We start from the raw sequence: 19470 nt of genomic DNA, 5'->3' as shown, positions 1-19470 counted from the left end.
GGGGCCGTCCGGGCCATTGCAGCCCGCGCCATGAATCCGATAGTCTGCGCCAGATGGCGCTTCAGAACGGGGATCCGTGCAGAATGTCGACCGGAACCGGACCGCTGCCGGAATTCCTGTCCGTCAGGGCGATAATTCTTGAGCCGATTTTCGCGCTCTTCGATGATGATATGGGCGGTTTGCGAAATCTTCTGCAGCGCCACGGCATCGATTCGCGGGTGCTGCAGGACCGCTATGCCCCCGTGCCCCTGCCCGCCTATCTGGGCCTCTTCGAAGATGCGGCGGCGCATCTGGGCGATCCCGATCTGGGACTGCGGCTGGGGGCGCAGGTGCGGCCGGGCAGTTTCGGGCCGATGGGGCTGCGCGCCGCGCAATGCGCCACCATCCGCCGCGGCCTCGACAGCCTGGTGCGGTTCAGCGCGGCACTGCAGAGCGGCACGCTCGTGAGCCTCGAGGAGGCGGAGGGCGATCTGTGCCTGCGCTACATGATCACCGCGCCGCAGGTGGCGCCCGCGCGGCAGGACAGCGAATTCACCCTGGCCGGCATATGCAGCCTGATCCGCAAGGGCTTCGACCTGCGCTGGCGCCCGCTCGAGGTGCATTTCTCCCACCCCGCCCCCGCGGCGCAGGGCGAGGTCGAGCGCTGGTTCGACGCGCCGGTGCTGTTCTCCCGCCCCGCGAACATGCTGGTCCTCGACGGGCGGGAGGCCGCGCGGCAGCGCCGCGAGGAGGATCCCGACATGCTGGAGCTGATCGACCGGCATCTCGCGGGGCTGCTCGGCGAGGCGCATCGCGATCTCTCGGTGCACGAGCAGGTCCGCGCGCTGATCGCGCTCAATCTCGGCGCGCGGCCGATCGATCTCGACATGATGGCGGGGCTGCTGCGGACCTCCCGGCGGTCGCTGCAGCGGCAGCTTGCGGCGGAGGGCGCGACGCTCAGCGGCCTGCTGCAGGCCGTGCGGCAGGAGCGGGCGGAGCAGCTTCTCGGCGACGGCCGGACGCGCGTCGAGACCGTGGCCGAGGCGCTCGGCTATGCCGATGGCACGGCCTTCTGGCGCGCCTATCGCAGATGGACAGGCCGCAGCCCGAGCCAGGCGGGCCCCGCCATGCCCGAGGACAGCTGACCCGCCCGCCTCCTCGCCGCGGGACGGAAAGGGAACAAGGACGGAACCGCCCGGCGCCGGTGCAGCCAAGGCCAGGCGGCGCGGCCAGGCTCGGGAGAGGCACCGGGGGAGCATGGCACAGCGGCGCTCTTGTCCCCGGCCCCCGCCGGCCCGGGATCGCCTCACCTCGGGCCGGAAACTGCCCTTCGGCCCCGCGCCTGCAACTCCCCTGCGCCCAAGGCGGACCGGCGCGGAAACGGTGCACTCGGCGCGCGGCCACGGGATTGGCATGGCCCCCGCGGAAGATGGCTTGCCGACCTTGGCGCGGCCTGCCGCTCCGCGGGCTGCTGCGATCTGCCCCACGGAGTAAAGGCTCGGTCCCGACCGCCATCCATTGCCGAACTCCGAGCGTTGCCGCCCGCCAGCACCGGAAGGCCGAGCCGCCGAAAGCCCCGCCGGGAGATCGCCGATCTGGCGGACATCGCCCCCTCGGTCCGGGCATCGAAGGCTCCGCAGCCGCAAGACGGCGCCGCCAGGGCCGTCACCGTCATCTCCACCCAGCGGCCAGCAGGAGGGTCCCGCTGGCCGCTTCTCCGGCGACGGCCGCCGCCTCCATCTGCGAGTGCTTGCCAGCGACCTTCCGCCCGTGCCGGGCCTTGATCTCCAACGGCGCCCAAGAGCCTTCTCTCAGCGCGTTCCGCCCGTCCCGCGCCAGCGTCCGCCAGTCCCGGCGCCGTGAAATACATCAATTTATCAGCGTTTTCCGTTCCCCCGGACCGGCCGGGCCGGCGCGGGAAAATGAATCTTCACCCTTTGCGGCGACGTTCCGGACAGGACTGCAGGGCGGTAAGTATGGCGAGTGCAAGAATTTCAAGCCAGGTAAAGCTCGGATTCGGGCTGTTTCTCGGCATCACGATCCTCAGCGGAGCCTTCTCCATCTGGGAGTCGGGACGGCTCTCGGCGGTCGGCGACCATGTCGGCAGCAGGCTGGCGCCGCAGATCGAGACGGCGATGCGGATCGAGCAGGCCATCGCCAAGGCGCATCTGCATCTCGAGGAATTCCTGGGCGGCGACAGCGAGAACGGCGATGCCGAGATCTGGGCCGCGTTCGAGCTGGGCGACACCCTGCTGCATGCGATGATCAACGGGGGCGAAGCCGACGGCCTGGTCCTGCCGCCGCCGCGCGCCAGCACCATCAAGGCCGATATGGAGACCCTGGACGGCAAGCTGGATGCCCTGCGCGAACAGGCCCGGGAGCGGATCGACGGAGCCGCGAACCGCCAGGGGGCGGGCTCCGGCGCGGACGAGACCTTCGACGCGCTGTTCGACCGGATCACGGACGCCTTCACCTCGATCTCGGCCCTGCCCGCCGTCGACAGCACCCTGGCGCAGAAGACGATCGGGCAGGCGCTGTTCCTCGTCACCCTGGGCCACCTGAAAGTCGAAGAGGTGCTGGGCGGCGACGCGGGCGAGGATTTCTCGATGGCCGTGGGCGACATCGAACGGGCGGCGGAGCTTGCAGGAACGCTTGGCGGCGCGTCTCCGCCCGCCGGGCTCGCGGAGCTCCTCGCCGACATGGCGCTGTTCGGACGCACTGCGACCGAACGCTACGAGACGGCCCGGCTCGTGGCGGCGCAGAGCGGCGAGGCTGCCGAGCGCTTCGACGCCGTCTATGCCGAGTTCCGGGCCGAATCCGCCAGGCTCGCGGCAGATCTCCACGAGGAAATGAATACCGGTCTGTCGATGCTCGCCAGTGCCAAGGCGACGACGACCTCTGGCGTGGCGGTGGCGGCGCTCCTTCAGGTGGTCTTCGCGCTTGCCGCCTTCTTCCTCGTCAAACGGCGCTTCGTGACCCGGCTGGAAGACGTGACCGGCAGCATCCGGACCCTGTCCGAGGGCGACCTCTCGGCGCCGCTGCCCGCCTGGGAGAGCCGGGACGAACTGGGCGATCTGCGCGACACGCTGGTGACCTTCCGCGACGTGCTCGAACGGCAGAAGGCAACGGAGGAGGCCGCCCGGGAGGCCGAACAGCGCGAGGCTGCGACCCGCGCGGAGATCGCGGAGAAGGAGCGGCAGCGCGCCGCCGAGGATGCGCAGCGGGCGGAGCGGGAGCGCGCCGAGCAGCAGCAGCAGGCGGCGGCCGACCGCGCGGTGGCCGAGGAGATCGGGCGCGTGGTCTCGGCCTGCGCCGAGGGCGACTTCTCCCAGCGCATCGACCTCGAGGGCAAGACCGGCCTGCTGGCCGAGATCTGCCGCGGCACGAACCGGGTCGGCGAGGCGGCCGACGAGGGCCTGGGCGCAGTGACGGCCGCGCTAGAACATCTGGCCGGGCGCAATCTGACCTACCGGATGCCCGGGCATTTCTCCGGCGTCTTCCGCGAAATCGCCGAAGCCGTCGACCGGACCAACGACACCCTGCGCGAGACGCTCTCGGGCATCGCGTCCACCTCCGGGTCGGTGGACGGCTCGGCGCGCGAAATCGCGGCCACGGCCGACGACCTCGCCCGCCGGACCGAGCGGAACGCGGCCATGCTGGAAGAGACCTCCGCCGCACTGGAGGAGATGTCGGCCACCGTGACCCAGGCGGCCGCCGCCGCCAAGGATGCCGGAGGCACGATCGAGACGATCTCGGTCAAGGCCGCGCAGGGCCAGGACGTGGTGACCCGGACCGTCGGCGCGATGGCCGAGATCCAGAGATCCTCGGCGGCGATCGCCAAGGTGCTGCAGGTCATCGACGACATCGCTTTCCAGACCAACCTGCTGGCGCTGAATGCCGGCGTGGAGGCGGCACGGGCCGGGGAAGCCGGGCGCGGCTTCGCCGTCGTCGCCTCCGAGGTCCGGGGCCTGGCGCAGCGCTCGTCAGAGGCGGCCCGCGAAATCGCCGGGATCGTGCAGACATCGGACAGCAATGTCCGCCAGGGCGTCGAGATGGTCGATGCTTCCGGCGCGGCCCTGACCGAGATCGTCCAGGGGATCACGACGGTGGCGGAGATGATCCGCGCCATGGCGCAATCCGCCTCCGAGCTGTCAGGCGGAATCGGCGAGATCACCACGGCCACGTCGGAGCTGGACAGGACCACGCAGCAGAACGCCGCCATCTTCGAGGAGACCAACGCGGCCGTCGCATCGCTGCAGGGCGAGGCCCAGAGCCTTGCCGAGGCGATCCGGATCTTCGAGCTGGGAAGCGGCGCGGCGCCTGCCTCCGAGGGCATGCGCGAGGCCGGCTAGACCTGCCTTGGCAGAGGGCCGCCTTGAAGATGCCGCTCCCTCCCTTGCGCCTGTCCCTGCAAGGCGACAGGCGCAGCAGAGACTGTCGGCATGCGCCGACCCGGACCAGTGGCAGATGCCTCCGGCCATGTCCCTCCGATCAGATTTCGGTCTCCGCCCATGGACCGCATCCTTCCGCGCAAGGGCGCGATCAGGATATTCGTCCTCCGGCTTTGCGCTGGCGGTTAAAAAGAGAGCCGCGAAAGGTGCGGGACATTCCATAGCCTAACGTCATCGCCCGGGGCAACCGATTGGAATAGGGCCGTGCCGCAGGCAACAGGGCGATTTCCCGGCAATTCGCACCGCAGCCGGCTTTTCATGGCCACTCGCCCGGCGCTGGTCGGGTTCCGAAAGCCAGGGCCGAGGATGGCGACCGCCATCTGGCTGGAAGCCCGTGCGAAGATGGCGGTCGTGCTGCTCTGCCCCTCGCGCCCCGGCCCTGACGCGACATGTGCGATCGGGACGCCGCGCGGCCACCATCCGCAGGTGATCGCGCCGCCGAGTGATCCTCCTCCCAGTCCCGCCGGAAAACCGGCGCGGGAAAATGCATGGGCTGCAGGCGGCCTGCCCGGCTGGCGAGGTCCCCGCGCCGGGCGCCTCCAGCATCCTCTCGCAGCAGGAACAGCCCGGGCGCGCCGGGCAACAGGCAGATCCGGCTGGGGACAAGCTTCGACAGCTGGAACTGTTCTTTCTCTGTTGCACCACGGCTGAGCTCGACTGCGGCGTCGGCGCCCAGTGTCGAACACGAAGGGCCGCGCGGCTCTGCGTTCCGGCATGCGCAGAGCGGTTCAGAGGCGGAACTCCGACGCCTTGCTGCGGCGTGCCGCAGGGGGCAACCTGGCCGGTTCCGGTTCCCGCGGAGCGCGGCGCCCTCCCTTCGCCTACCGTCTTCGTCCTGCCCAACAGGACGATGCCGACCTGCGCCTCTGCATGGCGGTGCCGACCGGCTCCTTGCCGCTCTCATCCGCAATGAAGGCCGTTTCGACGGGCCGGACAGCGGCTGACGCGGCATTTGCAGGCGGCGGCATGCACCGGGCCGGGAAAGAAGCCGACGTCGCCACGTGTTGATTGGTGCTTGCCGTTCCGGCCTTCATCATGCCGATCGCCCCCCCCCCGCCATGCCTCATCCTCCCGGGATAGCCGACGCTTGCTGCAACCTGCGGGCGCAGTCCCGGTCCCGCGCTGTCCTGCATGACAGGCCCGAACCGCGACCGCCGGAACGGCCGACAAGGAGATCGGCATCGACTGCGCCCGTATTTCGGCAACGATCTCGGCAGGTCCAAATCCCCGCTTGGCAGCGCGCTCGGGACAGCGCCGCGCCGACCAGCATCATGACCCAGCAGAAGCTGGAAACCGAAGACCCCGCCCGGCTGGCTGCCGCGACCGGCCCTCCCCTGCTTCTTGACCAGCCAAGCCCTTTTCTTCGGAACGATCGCCGCCAGAGCGCTCGGCAGGATGCGCGCAGAACGCCATCTGCACGAGATGCGCTCCTTGATGCCGGCGGGCGCTGCGCACAAGGAGAAGGACTCGCAGGGAGCCATGCCGCCATCCGATCGCAGCCGCAGGCGCGCCGGTGAAGCCGCGAGCGCTTATATCCGCGACGAGCCCGGCCAGAGACAGACGCAGGCAGATCGGCGGGGCACGGACCCCGTGTGACGGCGGCCCGGCCCCCGGACGGCCTTGCTGCCGGAATGCGCTTTGCCTGTCGGCGCTGCGGCTTCGGCGGCAGCCGCCCGCGTTCAGCGCGCAGCGAGATAGCTGCGGATGCGCGCGGCGGTGCCGGGATTGGCGGGCGTGTAGACCAGCAGGCTCAGATCGGCACGCCCGTCGACCGTGAAGGTGGAGAACTCCATCTCGATCAACCCCAGATCGGCATGATGCAGCCGCTTGATGCCGTCGCCGCGCGCGGCCACGGCGTTCTCGGCCCAGAGATCGCGGAAGACCGGGCTGAGCTCCGAGAGGTCCTCGACCAGCCGCGCGACGTCCGTCCCGGCCCCGGCCCGCGCCACGCCGGCCCGGAACGTGCCGACGAGATAGCGCGCGACGTCCATCCAGTCGGCGCCGTTGGCGGCCTGCCCGGCACGCGAGAAGACCAGCCGCAGCACGTTGCGCTCTGCCTCCGGCACCTTAGCGTAATCCGTCAGCAGCCGCGCGGCCGCCCGGTTCCAGGCAAGGACGTCCCAGGTCGCGTTGATGACGATCGCGGGTCCGCCCGGGATCGCGTCGAGCACCCGCTGCAGCCGCGGGGTGATGCCGTCCTCGGCTTGGTAGCGCGCCTCGGGCGGATGGCCGAAGGCCAGCACATGCAGGTGCTCGCGCTCGGGTCCGGTCAGCATCAGCCCGCGGGCGATGCGGTCGATCACATCGGCCGAGGGTGCCCCGCCGCGCCCCTGTTCCAGCCAAGTGTACCAGGTCGGGCTGATATTGGCGCGCAGCGCGACCTCTTCGCGGCGCAGCCCGGGGGTGCGCCTGCGCCCGGCGGCGAAGCCGAAGCTCGCCGGGTCGAGCCGCGTGCGGCGGTCGCGCAGGAACTGGCCCAGCCCGTTATCGTCTTTCGGCATGGCGATCCTGTTGGTTTCTATACCACGATAAAGTCACTCATTTAACAGGATAGAGCTTAGGCCGATATCCCTCTGCGGACAATCAAGGAGAGTCCCAGATGCGTATCTTCCTGACAGGTGCCACCGGCTTCCTGGGCACCCGGATCCTGCCGGAACTGCTGGCCCGCGGCCATGAGGTGCTCGGCATGACCCGCTCGGATGCGGGCGCCGCCGCGATCGCCGCCGCGGGGGGCGTGCCCTTTCGCGCGACGCTCGAGGATCCCGGCACGGTCGCGCGCGGCGCGGCAGAGTGCGACGCGGTGATCCACACCGCCTTCGACCATGATTTCTCGAATTTCGCGGCAAATTGCGAAAAGGACGCAAGGGTGATCGCGGCCATGGGCGAGGTGCTCAGGGGCTCGGACCGGCCGCTGATGGTCACCTCGGGCACCGGCATGGGCGATGCCGGGGACGGCCGGCCCGCGACGGAGGCGGTCTGCAACACGGCCCATCCCAATCCGCGCGTGGCAACCGAGATTGCGGCCGGTAAACTGCTCGAGCAGGGCGTGAACGCAAAGGTCATGCGCCTGCCCCAGGTGCATGACGTCAACCGGCAGGGGCTGATCAGCTATTTTGCCGACATCGCCCGGCAGGCGGGGGCCGTCGGTTATATCGGCGAGGGGACGAACCGCTGGCCCGCGGCCCATGTCTCGGATGTCGCGCGGCTCTACGCGATGGCCTTCGACCAGGGCGCGCCCGGCACGCGCTATCACGCCGTCGCCGAGGAGGGCGTGCCGATGCGCGCAGTGGCCGGGGCGCTGGCCGAAAGGCTGGGCCTGCCGCTGGTCTCGCTCGCAGCCGCCGAGGCCGATGCGCAGATGGGCTGGTTCGCGGGCTTCGCCCGGCTCGACATGCCTGCCAGCAGCGCCTGGACCCGCGACCGGCTCGGCTGGGAGCCGACGGGGCCGGACCTGCTGGCCGACTTGCGGGCACGGGACGCGGCGGCCTGAGCCGGGCACCGGCGCATCGCCGAGCGCTCCCGTCCCTGCATCCGGCTTGCTCCATGGGCCCGGCGGATGCGCGTTCCGGGGGCGGCCTGCTCGGGAACGGCGCCTGTCCGGCCGGCCGGCGACGCCTGACATCTTGCGGCAGAGCCGGAGCCCATCCGACGGAGCGGCCCCGCGCGCCATCCGCCTGTCATTGTCCGGCCGGTCGCGCGACGTGCCCGCCGACCGGATGATCCCGGCTTCCAGCGGCCCCGGCTGACGACGGCGCGGGCTCACCGCTCCCCATGGACCGGCGGCGCTTCCGCCCGGCAAACACGGGCAAGGCCCTGCGATGCGGATCGCGGCAAAGCCCGGATCGGAGACAGGGGCAGGTCCGGATCAGCCTTCCTCCCCGGGGCCCGTCGGCACATCCGTCCGGGGCGGGACGCCGGAGTTGCGGTCGCCGCCGCGAACTTCCCGAACACCGCGGGGACCGCCACGGGGGAACAGCCGCCGCGCGCCGGGCCGGAGCCTCGCCAGGCCGGAAGCCCGCCGGACACCGCAGCAGGACTTGCCGGAGAGCCCGGCGCCCGAGGGGCGCCGGTTCAGTCCTCGGTCGGCGGCGCGGCGTAATCGGCCTCGAGCTGGCAGGCGAGGCTGAGCAAGGTGTAGTCCGCCGGGTCCGACAGGCTGCGCCGCAGCAGCGTCTCGATCCGCTGCAGCCGCTGGTAGAGCGTGTTGGGATGGATGTTCAGCGCCTGCGCCGTCCGCGAGGCGGATTTCCCCTCGGCGACATAGCGCTGCAGCGTCTCGTGCAGCTGGCGATGCTTCGGCTCGGCCAGCGGCGCGATCACCTGGCGGCTGAAGGCCAGGATCTCGCGGCGGCTGCGGCCGGCGAAAAGCTGCTCGATCCCCATGTCGCCATGGCGCAGGAGCCCCGCCCGGCCGCGCCGCGCCTGGGCCGCGGCCGCCTGAGACGCCGCGTCGAGCGCCTCGCCCAGCGTCGCCCAGTCATCGCGCGCAGCGCTGGCGCCCATCTGCAGGTCCATCTCCGCCGCGGCGCGTGCGGCTGCGGCGAGATTGCGCTCCAGCGCCGCCATCGTCGGGGCCGAGAGCGCCAGCACCAGCCGGTCATCGCGGTGGAAGGCCAGCGCGTTGCGCGCCGGCAGCGCCGCCTGGAGGCCGGAGAGCACGCGGTAGGGGCCGAGCATCGAGCGGTCCCCGGGCAGCGCCGCGGCGATCACCTGGACATGGCGCTCGGGCGAGAAGCCGAACTGGGGCCGGGGCCGCTCGCCGCTGGCGGCCAGCGCGTCGAACCAGTCGCTCTTGCGGGCGTTGAGCAGGTCGAGCTGCGACAGGTTGCGCATGAATTCCAGCGCGGTGAAGGCGGCCACCGTGCCGAAGAGGCTGCGCAGCACGCCCGCATCGCCCTCGCTGCGCACGAGGAAGCGGCCGACGGCCAGCCCGGCCGCCTCGACCGTCTGGACCAGCGCGCCCTCCTCGTCCGCGTCGGACCAGCCGCCGCTGCGATGCGCATGGCCGAGGACGCTCTCGAAGCGGAACGCCGCCCTGTAGAGCTCGGCCACCGCATCGAGCTGCGCCGCCAGCCCGGTTTCCGCGGCGAAGATGCGCAGCAGCGTCTCGTGCAGCGACACCGCGCGGTCGAGATCGCGGTTCTTGCGCGTCAGCGCCTGGCGCGCCTCCTCCAGCCGGCGGGCCGTGGCCAGCGCCTCCTGGTAGCTCTGCGAGCGGCGGTAGCCGATGGCGATCTGCGCGGCCAGCGCCTTGAGGATCGCCAGGTCGAAGGGCGCGAACCTGCCCCCGGGCGAGAAGCTGAGCGTGGTCAGCGTGCCGAGGCACCGGCCCTCGGTCACGACGGGGACGCACATCAGCGCATTGGCGATCTCGGAGCGGTCCATGAAGGACTGGCTTTCCGGCCGCATGACGCGATGGGCGGCGATGATCGCACCGCGGCCGTTCACCAGCGCCGGGCGCTGGGTCGAGAAGACCTCGCCCGAGATCGACTCGCCGGGCAGCAGCCGGTACTGGCGGTAGTCCTCGGGCAGCCCCTCCCGCGCGACGGGTTCCAGATAGCCGCTTTTTTCATCAAGCAGCCGCAGCACCCCTGAGTCGCAGGCCCCGAGCACATGGCGCACCTCGCCGAGCACGTTGCGCACGATCTCGGTCCCGTCGAGCGAGTTGATGACCTCGGCATTGATCGTGGCGAGCATCGAGAGCATCCGCCCCTGATGGTCGATGACGGCGGCCTGCACCGCCGCCTCGATCGCCGCGCAGACCGCCGCGGGATCGGTGGCCTCAAAGCTGAATTCCGTCGCCCTTCCAGAGTGGTAGGAGTGATCGGCAAGGACGCGCCAGCCGCCGCCATCGGCCCCGGAGGCGGTGATCGCGACGGCCGGATCGGCGCGGGCCGCGACGTCGCGATGGGTCATTGCCAGCCCCGCGGCAGGCGCGAGATCGCGCAGCAGCGGATGGGAGAGGAAATCGGTCTGCATTATCGGGCCATGTGTGGTTCCCCATAACTTTATGCATCATTATGGAGAAAGCTCCATAGCTTGCCCTGGAAAACCGTCACAGAGCAGGGAAAACCAACGCAACAGGGTCGCTCATGCTCTCTAAAATCAAGCGCCGCCACGTCATCATAGGAATGCTGTTCCTCTGCTGGGTCGTCGGCTTCCTCGACAAGACCGCCATCAACATCGCGATCATCCCGATCAGCGAAGAGTTCGGCATTCCCCCGGACCGCCAGGGGATGATCATCTCCGCCTTCTTCCTCGCCTATTCCATGACGCAGCTCGTCGGCGGCTATCTCGTCGACCGGCTGGGATCGCGCCGGGTCCTGTCCTCGGCCGTCGCGGTCTGGTCGCTCGGCACCGTCGCCTGCGGCTTCGTCGGCACTGCCGCCGGGCTGGCCGTGGCCCGCGCCCTCACCGGCGCGGGCGAGGCGGTCTTCCCGGCCGGGGGCTCGGTCGCGATCACCGAGAATTTCGAGAAATCGAAAATGGCGCGTGCCAAATCCGTGCTGCAATCGGGCGCCTCGGTCGGCTTCGCGCTCGGCTCCGTCGTCATCACCGGCCTCATCGCCCTGCATAGCTGGCGGATGATGTTCGCCGTGCTGGGCCTCGTCGGCATCGTGATGTCGATCTCGCTCTACTGCATCATGCCGCCGCGCGCGCAGACGCTGGCGGCCCGCGACGGCGCGCCGAAGCAGTCCGAGAAGCAGCGGATCAAGGCGCTGCTGGGCAACATGCTGACCTGGAAGATCGCCGGCTGCTACTTCTTCACCAATATCGTCTTCTGGGGCCTGCAGTCCTGGCTGCCCTCCTACTGGGTGAAGGTGAAGGGCATGAGCATGATGGAGATGGGCGTCTATTCGATGATCCCGCCGACCATGGGCTTCGTCTCCTTCCTGGCCTGCGGCTGGCTGCTCGACCGGGTCTTCCACCAGAAGGAGAAGTACCTGATCTGCATCGGCGCGGCGGTTTCGGCGGTCTGCATCTACCTGATGGCGCAGGCCGAAGCGATCCCGGTGGCCTTCGCCTACCTGACCGTATCGAATGTCTTCCTCAACGCCATCTCGATCAGCGTCTTCACCACCATCATGAAGCATTTCCCGTCGAATTCCGTCGGCACGGCGACCGGGCTGATCAACTCCCTGGCGCAGCTCGGCTCCTTCGCCTCGCCGATGCTGATCGGCTGGGTGCTGGCCGCGACCGGACAGAATTACGGCATCGCCTTCAGCGTCATCGTCGCCTGCGCGCTGGTGATCCTGGCAATCGCGGCGACCTTCCCCGCCATCCACGCAAAGACCGGCACGGAGCAAGCTGCCTGACATGACCTATATCGACATCATCGAGCGCAGCGTCGCCGGGAATGCCGCCGCCCTGACCGCGATCTCGGACCGGATCTGGTCCTTCGCCGAGATCCGCTACGAGGAGACCCGCTCGGCCGCCCTGCTGGCCGACACGCTGGAAGAGGCCGGCTTCGAGGTTGCGCGCAAGGCCGGGGGCATCGACACGGCCTTCGTCGCCAGCTACGGCGCGGGCGAACCGGTGGTCGCCATCCTGGGCGAGTTCGACGCGCTGACCGGCCTCAGCCAGCAGGGCGGCGTCGCCCGGCACGCGCCGGTCGAGCCCGGCGGCAACGGCCATGGCTGCGGCCACAACCTCCTGGGGACCGGCGCGCTGGCGGGCATCCTGGCGCTGAAGGCCTGCAAGGACGCGCTGGGGCTCGGGGGCACGATCCGCTTCTACGGCTGCCCGGCCGAGGAGGGCGGCGGCGGCAAGGCCTACATGGCGCGCGCCGGGCTCTTCGACGGGGTCGACGCGGCCTTCACCTGGCATCCCTGGGACGAGAACCTGGCCTATAACGCGCGGATGCTGGCGACGAACCAGCTCTACTTCACCTTCCGCGGCACCAGCGCCCATGCCGGGTTCGAACCGCATCTGGGCCGTTCGGCGCTCGACGCGGTGGAGCTGACCAATGTCGGCGCCAACTACCTGCGCGAGCACATCATCCAGGACGGGCGCATCCACTACGCGATCACCGATGCCGGCGGGCGCGCGCCGAACGTGGTGCAGGCGCAGGCGCAGGTGCTCTACAAGGTGCGGGCGCCGCGCATGGACCAGGTCCGCGAGATCACCGAGCGGGTGAAGGACGTCGCCCGCGGCGCCGCGCTGATGACCGGCACGGAGCTGGAGATCACCTTCGACGCCGCCTCTGCCGATCTCGTGCCGAACGTGACGCTGGCGCGGATGATGCATGCCCAGTTCGAGCAGCTGGGCACCGCCGCCTTCTCCAACAGCGAGAAGGACTTCGCCGCCCGCATCCAGGAGACCTTCGCGCCCGAGGTCCGGACCCGCATCGCGAAGCGCGGCAAGATCCTCTCGGAGGAGCTGAACCCGTTCGAGGAGGAGCCCGCCTTCCTGCACGGCTCCACCGATGTCGGCGATGTCAGCTGGCTGGTGCCGACGGGGCAGGTCTATGTCGCGACCGAAGCCTATGGCACGCCGCCCCATACCTGGCAGATGGTCAGCCAGGGCACGAGCGGCTACGCCCATAAGGGCATGCTGCAGGCGGGCAAGGTGCTGGCGGCCTCCGCGGTCCGGGCGCTGACCGATCCCGAGCTGCTCGGCGCGGCGCGGCGCGAGCATGCCGCGCAGCTCGGCGGCGAGCGCTACGTGCCGCTGATCCCGCCCGAGGCGACACCGCAGCGCCTGCGCTGATCCCATGGGCGCCGCCCCGCCCGGGCGGCGCCGCATCCGCCGGGCGCGGTTCCGGGCCAATCCGCGCGGCAGCTCTGTGCACTCCAGCGGCCGCGCAGGGCCGTCGGCGAGAATGCACCGCGACGGCGCCATCCGGAACGCGGACCGCCAGCGAGGGCGGCCCCTGCACGGGCGCCAGTGCGGACCGGGCCTCCGGCCGGGGCGCCCGGCCTCCCTGCCCCGCGCCCGTCAGCGTCCGGCCGCAGGGACCGGCCTGACGCCGCCCGCGCGGAAAAGACCGGCGACGCGCCTTCTAGGCCAGCTCGACGGCGAAGGGGTCGTAGGCATAGACCCAGGCCGGGTCCTCGGGCTCCTTCAGCCAGGTATTGGCGTTGGAGATCGTCTGCACCTTGGTCGCGCGGTCCTTGCGGGCGCGCTCGTAGAGGCCGAAGGCCGTGGCGTAGTCCTCCATCCCGGTCAGCTCGAGGCAGCGCACGAGGATGGCGGCATCCTCGATCGCCATGCAGGCGCCCTGCGCCATGTGCGGCCGCATCGGGTGGCAGGCATCGCCGATCATCACCAGCCGCCCGCGCGACCACAGCCCCATCGGATCGCGGTTCCAGAACGGCCATTTGGTGACCGCGCCGGTCGCGTCGATCAGCGCCTGGACCATCGAGTGCGAGCCGCCGAAGGCCGCCTCCATCTCCTCGCGCGAGCTCTCGGCGAAGCTGCCGGCGTGATCCCAGGAGGCCTCCGGCACGCCCGTCACGTAGTAGTATTCCGAGCCGTCATTCTTGGTCGCATAGGCCATGATGTGGCGCGACTTCTCCCACCACCACTTGACGCAGCGCTCATGCGCGAGCCCAGAGCCGCGCAGCTTCTCCATGTCGACCAGCGCGCGGTGCCCGACCCAGCCGGAATAGCGCGGCTTCTCGGGGCCGAGCAGCGTCTCGCGGATCATCGAATTGATGCCGTCCGCGCCGATGACCAGGCTGGCAGCCACCTGGCGGCCGTTCTCGAAGGACAGCAGCACGTCGGTTCCGCGGTCCTCGAGCCCGGTCAGGCGATGGCCGAAATGCACCCGCGAGGCATCGAGCGCCGCGATCTGGACGGCATGCATGTCGCCGCGGTGGATGGTGATGTAGGGCGCGCCGTATTCCTTCAGCGCGAATTCGCCCAGCGGGATCTCGGAGAGGTACTCGCCGGTCATGCCGTCGCGCGAGAACCAGTGGCCGGGATGCGAGCCGATTGCGGCCAGCCGGTCCTCGAGCCCGAGATGGCGGAAGATCTTCATGACGTTCGGGCCGATATGGATGCCGGCGCCGAGGCGGGTGAATTCGGGGGCCTGCTCGAAGCTGTGCACCGAGAACCCGGCCCTGGCCAGAAGCGCCGCGGCCGCCGCGCCGCCGAGGCCCGCGCCCACCACTGCAATGTCGATCCTCTGAATGTCGTCCATGTCGTCGTCCTTGCCTTGCGGACCCGCGGGTCCGGTCTGTCGAATTCCGGCCTGTCAGATCCGGGGCGCCGCCAGCAGCGCGAGCCCCAGCCAGGTATAGCCGACCATCATCGCGGCCAGCGGCAGCTGCGCGGCCCGCGCGTCCCGTCCGCTGCCGTAGCAGCGCAGCGCGGCAGCATGCGCCATCAGCACCGCCGCTACATGTCCCGCGGTGATCGCGGCGACCTGCAGGCTCCAGATCAGGGCCACGCCCGAGCTGGTGGAGAAGAGCGACGCGCTGGCGGCATGCCCGGCGGTCCCGAACAGGTCCCAGCCGCGCCCCAGCGGGTCGGAGGCGGTCTTCCACAGGTACTGCAGATCCATCACCAGCCGCGTCGCGAAATGCGACAGCATGTAGGCCACGTAGATCGGCAGCAGCGACCAGGCGCAGCGCCCGGCCAGCTCGGCCAGGGGCGCCCGCGTCCGCGCCAGCCAGTTGCCGAGCGCCAGCGCGCCGAGGAAGACCGCCGCCAGGCAGGCCACCGCCGCGGCGAGCCCGGTCGAATTCGGCAGCATCACCTGCGAGCGCCCGTGGAATTCCAGCGGGTTCGCCCCGATCAGCCCGAGCCAGCGGAAGGTCGAGGAGAGCCCGTCGAACGTGCCGGAGGCCAGCAGGACAAGGATGAAGAGCACCTCGCCCGGGGCCAGCGGCGGGCGTTCCGTCGCCGCCGCCCCGGGCAGGCGGAAGACCGGGCGGCCATGCGCGATCCCGACCGGGGCGAGCGCCGATAGCAGCCGGAAGGCCACATGCAGCGGCTCGGCCCGCCGGGTCCAGTCGGCAATGCCGAAGACCGCCATGCCCGCGCCGTTGAGCGCCAGGAACCACAGGAGGGCGGCGAAGAGATGCTCGGGATCGGTGGCATGGAGCGACACGAGGTCGATCCAGACGAGATAGCCGAGCTGCAGCACCGCGATGGAAAAGCCCGCCCGCGCAGGCAGGCGCAGCAGCGGCCGGGCGCCCAGGCCGCAGAGCCGCAGGAGCCCGGTCCAGGGGTTCAGCCCGCGCCAGAGATTGCCGAAGAGCGCGCAGGCCGGGGTCATCAGGATCCAGCCGAGCGTCCAGACCGCGAGCGGCGCCGGGTTCGACAGCGGATCATCCTTCCCCGCCAGCGCGGCATAGAGCAGGAAGCCGGTGAAGGCCGCCGAGCAGAGCGAGAGCAGATCCGCCGCCCCGAAGCGCGGCGCCGCGGCCGTCTCCGGCACGGGCGCCTTGGCGGCAAACCAGCGGTCCGGGGCGAAGGCCAGCGCCAGGAAGGTCGCCGCCACGGCGAGGGCCGCGCCGAAGGTCCAGACGCCGGTCGGCATCAGCAGGATGAAGCCGCCGCCCGCCTCATGAGCCCCCGCCGGATGCGCCGCCAGGACCGCGAGCGCCAGGCCCGCCGCCGGGGGGCCGGGGCGCGGCAGGCGCGCCGTTCCGGTTGCCCCGGGCCGCCTCACTGGGTCGGCTCTCCGCCGGTCAGGAGCCCGGCCGCGATCCCGACACTGCCCATCTCCAGCAGCGCGCTGTTGCCGGTGCAGCTCCAGTTCGCCGCCTCCAGCACATCGCCCTCGCCGGAATAGACCGCCTTGGCCGGATAGGGGCAGAGCGGCATGGAGCGGGTCACCGCCCCCTCGCCGTCGCGCTTCTCGGCGGCCAGCGTGGCGGGCGCGGTGCCCTCCTCGACCCAGGCCTCGAGCGCGGCGAGCGTGTTGAACCGGTCGGGCCCGGTGCCGCCGCTGCAATGGCCCATGCCCGGCACCATGAAGAGCCGCGCCTTGCCGGAGAGCGCATCGAGCCCGCCCTCGCGGCGGCCGAGGTCGTCGAGGAACCGCGTCGTGCGGAAGGGCGAGAGCGCGTGATCGCCCCAGCCATGGTAGAAGATCATCTTGCCGCCGCCGTCGAGATAAGCCTGCGTGGCCGCCAGATCCGAGCCGTTGCCGTCCCGGGTCATCGCGACGAACTCCTCGACCACCGCGCGCGGCACCGTGCCATCGGGCGAGATGCCCAGATCGCGGACGTTATAGCTGCCGTCCTGCTTCACGAGATACTGGATGATATGGTCCGAGAAGGCCCATTCCAGCGGCGCGGGCGCGAAGCCGTCATTGCCCCAGGGCTCGGCCGCGGCGATATCCGCCGCCGCCTCGCGGCCGCCCTGGAAGAGCGAGAAGCCGCCATCGAAGAGCACCGGCGCATAGCCCGGATAGACCAGCTGCCCGTCATCGGTGTGCAGCGCCGTGAAATAGCCGCGCAGCGCCTTCGCCTGCGGCGCGCTCAGGCAGCTGTCATTCTCGGCGCCGGTGCAGATCAGGCTCTCGGGCTCGAAGGAGCAGGCGGCCGGCGCCTGGACGAGCCCGTCCTCCACGCCGTCGGCCGCGTCGCAGGCCGCCATGACCGCCGCCTGGATCGCGGGCAGCTTGGCGGGCAGCAGCTGCGCGTCCGGGGCCAGGAGCTGGTTGATCTGGAAATGCTGGATCTTCAGCATCGAGGAGATGTCCATGAAGGGCGCGCCCGAGATCACCCCGTCGAAATCTCCGGGATAGCGGGTCGCGGCCACCTGCGCCATCCGCCCGCCGGTCGAGCATCCGGTCAGGTAGGAGCGGTCCGGCGCACGGCCATAGGCGGCCGCGGCCATCGCCTTGGCGGCCCCGGTCACGGCATGGCTGGCGCGGTAGTAGTAGTCGGCGATCGCCGCCGCGTCGGGGGTGCCGTCCTCCTTCAGCGCGAAGCGGGCGTCGAGGCTGCTCTCGGCCTCGTGGCCGAGATCGGTCATCGCGGTGACATAGCCCGTGCCATTGGCATAGGCGATGTCGGCCTTGTTGGCCGAGGCCGAGACCGTCCCGGCGAGCCCGCCATTGCCGATCATCGCGAAGCGGCCGTTCCAGTCCTCCGGCAGGCGGATCTGGAAGCGCGCCGACCCGTCGGGCGCGCCGTCGCCGCTGGTGGCGACGCTGCCCGAGACGAGGCAGGCCGCTGCGCCGTCCCCGGCCGGGACGGCGGCGGAGACCGTCACGCCGGGCACGGCCAGGGCGGCCGCGGCCCCGGCCGTGCAATCGAGCGCCGAAGCGCTGCCCGCGGCCAGGAGCGGCAGGGCGAAGCCGGACAGGAAGAGGGAACTGCGAAGGGTCATGTCGGTCCTTGGATGACTTGGAAACTCGTTACCGCCCGTCCGGACATCCGGACGGAAAACCTGCCGGGGGCGCGGCGCCTGGTTCCGCGCCCCCGGCCGCGCGTCAGAGGGCGGCGCAGACCGCCTTCACTTCGGTGAAGGTGCGGATCGCCTCGGCGCCCTCCTCGCGCCCCCAGCCGGACTGCTTGTAGCCGCCGAAGGGCAGCGCCGGGTCGTAGAAGTTGTGCTGGTTGATCCAGACCGAGCCTGCCTTGACCTTCTTCGCCAGCTTGTGCGCCGCCGAGATGTCGCGGGTCCAGATCGAGGCGGCGAGCCCGTAGACGCTGTCATTCGCCCGCGCCGCGATGGCGTCGAGATCGTCGTCGCCGAAGCCCTGCGCGGCCAGCACCGGGCCGAAGATCTCGTTGCGCGACACCGACATCTCGTCGGTCGTCCCGGCCAGGATGGTGGGCTCCATGAAATAGCCCGCCTCGCCGATGCGCCCGCCGCCGGTCACCATCTCCGCGCCCTCGGCCCGGCCCTCGTCGAGATAGCCCATGACCTTCTGCAGCTGGTTCGAGGAGATCAGCGGCCCCATCGTCGTCTCGGGGTCGAGCCCGTGGCCGATCTTCAGCCCCTTCGAGCATTCCGCGATGCCCTCGAGCACCTGGTCGTGGATCGACTTGTGGACATAGAGCCGGGTGCCCGCGGTGCAGACCTGGCCCTGGTGGAAGAAGATCGCCTGGGCGAGCCCGGGGATGGTCTTCTCCAGATCGGCATCGGGCATGACGATCATCGGGGATTTGCCGCCGAGCTCCAGCGTCACGCGCTTGAGATTGCCGGTGGCGGCATGGACGATCTTGCGCCCGGTCTCCAGCGAACCGGTGAAGGCCACCTTGTCGACGCCCGGATGCTCGGCCAGCGCCTGGCCGACCTCGTGCCCGTAGCCCGTCACGACATTGATGACGCCCGGCGGGAAGCCCACCTCCTCGGCGATCTGCGCCAGGCGCAGCGTGGAGAGCGGGGTCAGCTCCGAGGGCTTGATGATCGCCGTGCAGCCGACCGCCAGCAGCGGCGCCAGCTTGTAGGCGGTCAGCACCAGCGGGAAGTTCCAGGGCGCGATGGCGGCGACGACGCCCACCGGCTCGCGCAGGGTATAGGCATGGAAATCGCCCGGCATCGACACGCCGACGGTTTCGCCGGAGACCTTGGAGGCCCAGCCGGAATAGTAGTGGTAGATGGTCGAGGTCAGACCGACATCGACATACTTGGCGTAGGTGACGGGCTTGCCGCAGTCGACGGCCTCGATCTCGGCCAGTTCGTCGGCCAGCTCTTCGAGCCGCTCGGCGAATTTGGTGATCAGCCGCCCGCGCTGCAGGCCGGTCATCGCGGCCCAGGGGCCGGACTCGAAGGCCTGGCGCGCCGCGGCGACCGCCTTGTCGACATCCGAGGCGCCGCCGGCCGCGGATCTGGCGATCACCGCGCCGGTCGCGGGATCGAGCACGTCGATCGTCTCGCCGCTGTCGCAGGGCGTCCAGGCGCCGCCGATATAGAGCCCGTGGGCCGCGTCGATGAAGCTCTGGGCGGGCGTGGAGAGCCCGGGAACATGGACATTCATGAAAGGTACCTCTTGGAACGTGTTCACGCGCTTGCGTCTGCTGCGAGGCCGTGGGCCTCTCGGAGGAAGGCGGAGGCGCGCTCGCCGATCACCGCGCAGGGCGCCATCGTGTTGCCCGTCGTGATCTCCGGCATGATCGAGCCGTCGGCGATG

12 protein-coding genes are annotated in these 19470 nt (G+C 70.6%); 5 read left to right on the top strand and 7 right to left on the bottom strand.

Annotated elements, in window-relative coordinates; translation table 11 throughout:
- Positions 1–179: 179 nt before the first annotated feature.
- Entirely contained in the window at positions 180–1124 is a 945-nt protein-coding gene (locus tag FGX59_RS20875; protein WP_171060751.1) for an AraC family transcriptional regulator, read from the top strand.
- A gap of 831 nt (positions 1125–1955) precedes the next feature.
- A complete protein-coding gene (locus FGX59_RS20870) occupies positions 1956–4331 on the top strand; it encodes a methyl-accepting chemotaxis protein (protein WP_171060750.1) in 2376 nt (791 codons plus the stop codon).
- Positions 4332–6109: 1778 nt separating this feature from the next.
- Here the strand turns inward: FGX59_RS20870 and FGX59_RS20865 are convergent.
- The gene (locus tag FGX59_RS20865; protein WP_138469061.1) at positions 6110–6931 is read right to left on the bottom strand and encodes a helix-turn-helix transcriptional regulator; all 822 of its coding nucleotides are present in this window, start codon (positions 6929–6931) and stop codon (positions 6110–6112) included.
- A gap of 98 nt (positions 6932–7029) precedes the next feature.
- Here FGX59_RS20865 and FGX59_RS20860 point away from each other — a divergent pair, with 98 nt between their 5' ends.
- On the top strand, positions 7030–7920 hold the full coding sequence (locus FGX59_RS20860; RefSeq protein ID WP_138469060.1) for an SDR family oxidoreductase: 891 nt from the start codon (positions 7030–7032) through the stop codon (positions 7918–7920).
- A gap of 581 nt (positions 7921–8501) precedes the next feature.
- On the opposite strand, the gene FGX59_RS20855 is transcribed toward FGX59_RS20860, so the two are convergent.
- Positions 8502–10409, bottom strand: coding sequence for a helix-turn-helix domain-containing protein (locus FGX59_RS20855; protein WP_138469059.1), 1908 nt, complete (start codon positions 10407–10409; stop codon positions 8502–8504).
- A 113-nt stretch (positions 10410–10522) separates the two neighbouring features.
- Here FGX59_RS20855 and FGX59_RS20850 point away from each other — a divergent pair, with 113 nt between their 5' ends.
- Positions 10523–11746, top strand: coding sequence for an MFS transporter (locus tag FGX59_RS20850; protein ID WP_138469058.1), 1224 nt, complete (start codon positions 10523–10525; stop codon positions 11744–11746).
- A 1-nt stretch (position 11747) separates the two neighbouring features.
- A complete protein-coding gene (locus tag FGX59_RS20845) occupies positions 11748–13139 on the top strand; it encodes an amidohydrolase (RefSeq protein ID WP_138469057.1) in 1392 nt (463 codons plus the stop codon).
- A 292-nt stretch (positions 13140–13431) separates the two neighbouring features.
- On the opposite strand, the gene FGX59_RS20840 is transcribed toward FGX59_RS20845, so the two are convergent.
- The 5 genes from FGX59_RS20840 to FGX59_RS38820 form a co-directional block, all read right to left on the bottom strand.
- Positions 13432–14574, bottom strand: coding sequence for an FAD-dependent monooxygenase (locus tag FGX59_RS20840; protein ID WP_138469056.1), 1143 nt, complete (start codon positions 14572–14574; stop codon positions 13432–13434).
- Between the two features lie 54 nt (positions 14575–14628).
- Positions 14629–16050, bottom strand: a complete 1422-nt coding sequence (locus FGX59_RS20835) for a hypothetical protein (protein ID WP_138469055.1) — start codon at positions 16048–16050, stop codon at positions 14629–14631.
- The gene (locus FGX59_RS20830; RefSeq protein ID WP_138469054.1) at positions 16047–17720 is read right to left on the bottom strand and encodes a tannase/feruloyl esterase family alpha/beta hydrolase; all 1674 of its coding nucleotides are present in this window, start codon (positions 17718–17720) and stop codon (positions 16047–16049) included. The genes FGX59_RS20835 and FGX59_RS20830 overlap by 4 nt, the downstream gene beginning before the upstream one ends.
- Before the next feature lie 103 nt (positions 17721–17823).
- Complete coding sequence (locus tag FGX59_RS20825) at positions 17824–19317, bottom strand: aldehyde dehydrogenase (protein WP_138469053.1); 1494 nt, start codon at positions 19315–19317, stop codon at positions 17824–17826.
- 23 nt (positions 19318–19340) lie between these two features.
- Positions 19341–19469, bottom strand: a complete 129-nt coding sequence (locus tag FGX59_RS38820) for a hypothetical protein (protein ID WP_255471617.1) — start codon at positions 19467–19469, stop codon at positions 19341–19343.
- Between the last annotated feature and the right edge of the window lies 1 nt (position 19470).

Source organism: Poseidonocella sp. HB161398, from assembly GCF_005870025.1.
Classification (GTDB): domain Bacteria; phylum Pseudomonadota; class Alphaproteobacteria; order Rhodobacterales; family Rhodobacteraceae; genus Mangrovicoccus.
This window is presented reverse-complemented; position numbering and strand designations above follow the sequence as displayed.

Coding starts and splice junctions, on each gene's coding strand:
- FGX59_RS20825 (WP_138469053.1), bottom strand. CDS start 19,317: ATGAATGTCCATGTTCCCGGGCTCTCCACGCCCGCCCAGAGCTTCATC.
- FGX59_RS20850 (WP_138469058.1), top strand. CDS start 10,523: ATGCTCTCTAAAATCAAGCGCCGCCACGTCATCATAGGAATGCTGTTC.
- FGX59_RS20830 (WP_138469054.1), bottom strand. CDS start 17,720: ATGACCCTTCGCAGTTCCCTCTTCCTGTCCGGCTTCGCCCTGCCGCTC.
- FGX59_RS20855 (WP_138469059.1), bottom strand. CDS start 10,409: ATGCAGACCGATTTCCTCTCCCATCCGCTGCTGCGCGATCTCGCGCCT.
- FGX59_RS20865 (WP_138469061.1), bottom strand. CDS start 6,931: ATGCCGAAAGACGATAACGGGCTGGGCCAGTTCCTGCGCGACCGCCGC.
- FGX59_RS20845 (WP_138469057.1), top strand. CDS start 11,748: ATGACCTATATCGACATCATCGAGCGCAGCGTCGCCGGGAATGCCGCC.
- FGX59_RS20870 (WP_171060750.1), top strand. CDS start 1,956: ATGGCGAGTGCAAGAATTTCAAGCCAGGTAAAGCTCGGATTCGGGCTG.
- FGX59_RS20860 (WP_138469060.1), top strand. CDS start 7,030: ATGCGTATCTTCCTGACAGGTGCCACCGGCTTCCTGGGCACCCGGATC.
- FGX59_RS20840 (WP_138469056.1), bottom strand. CDS start 14,574: ATGGACGACATTCAGAGGATCGACATTGCAGTGGTGGGCGCGGGCCTC.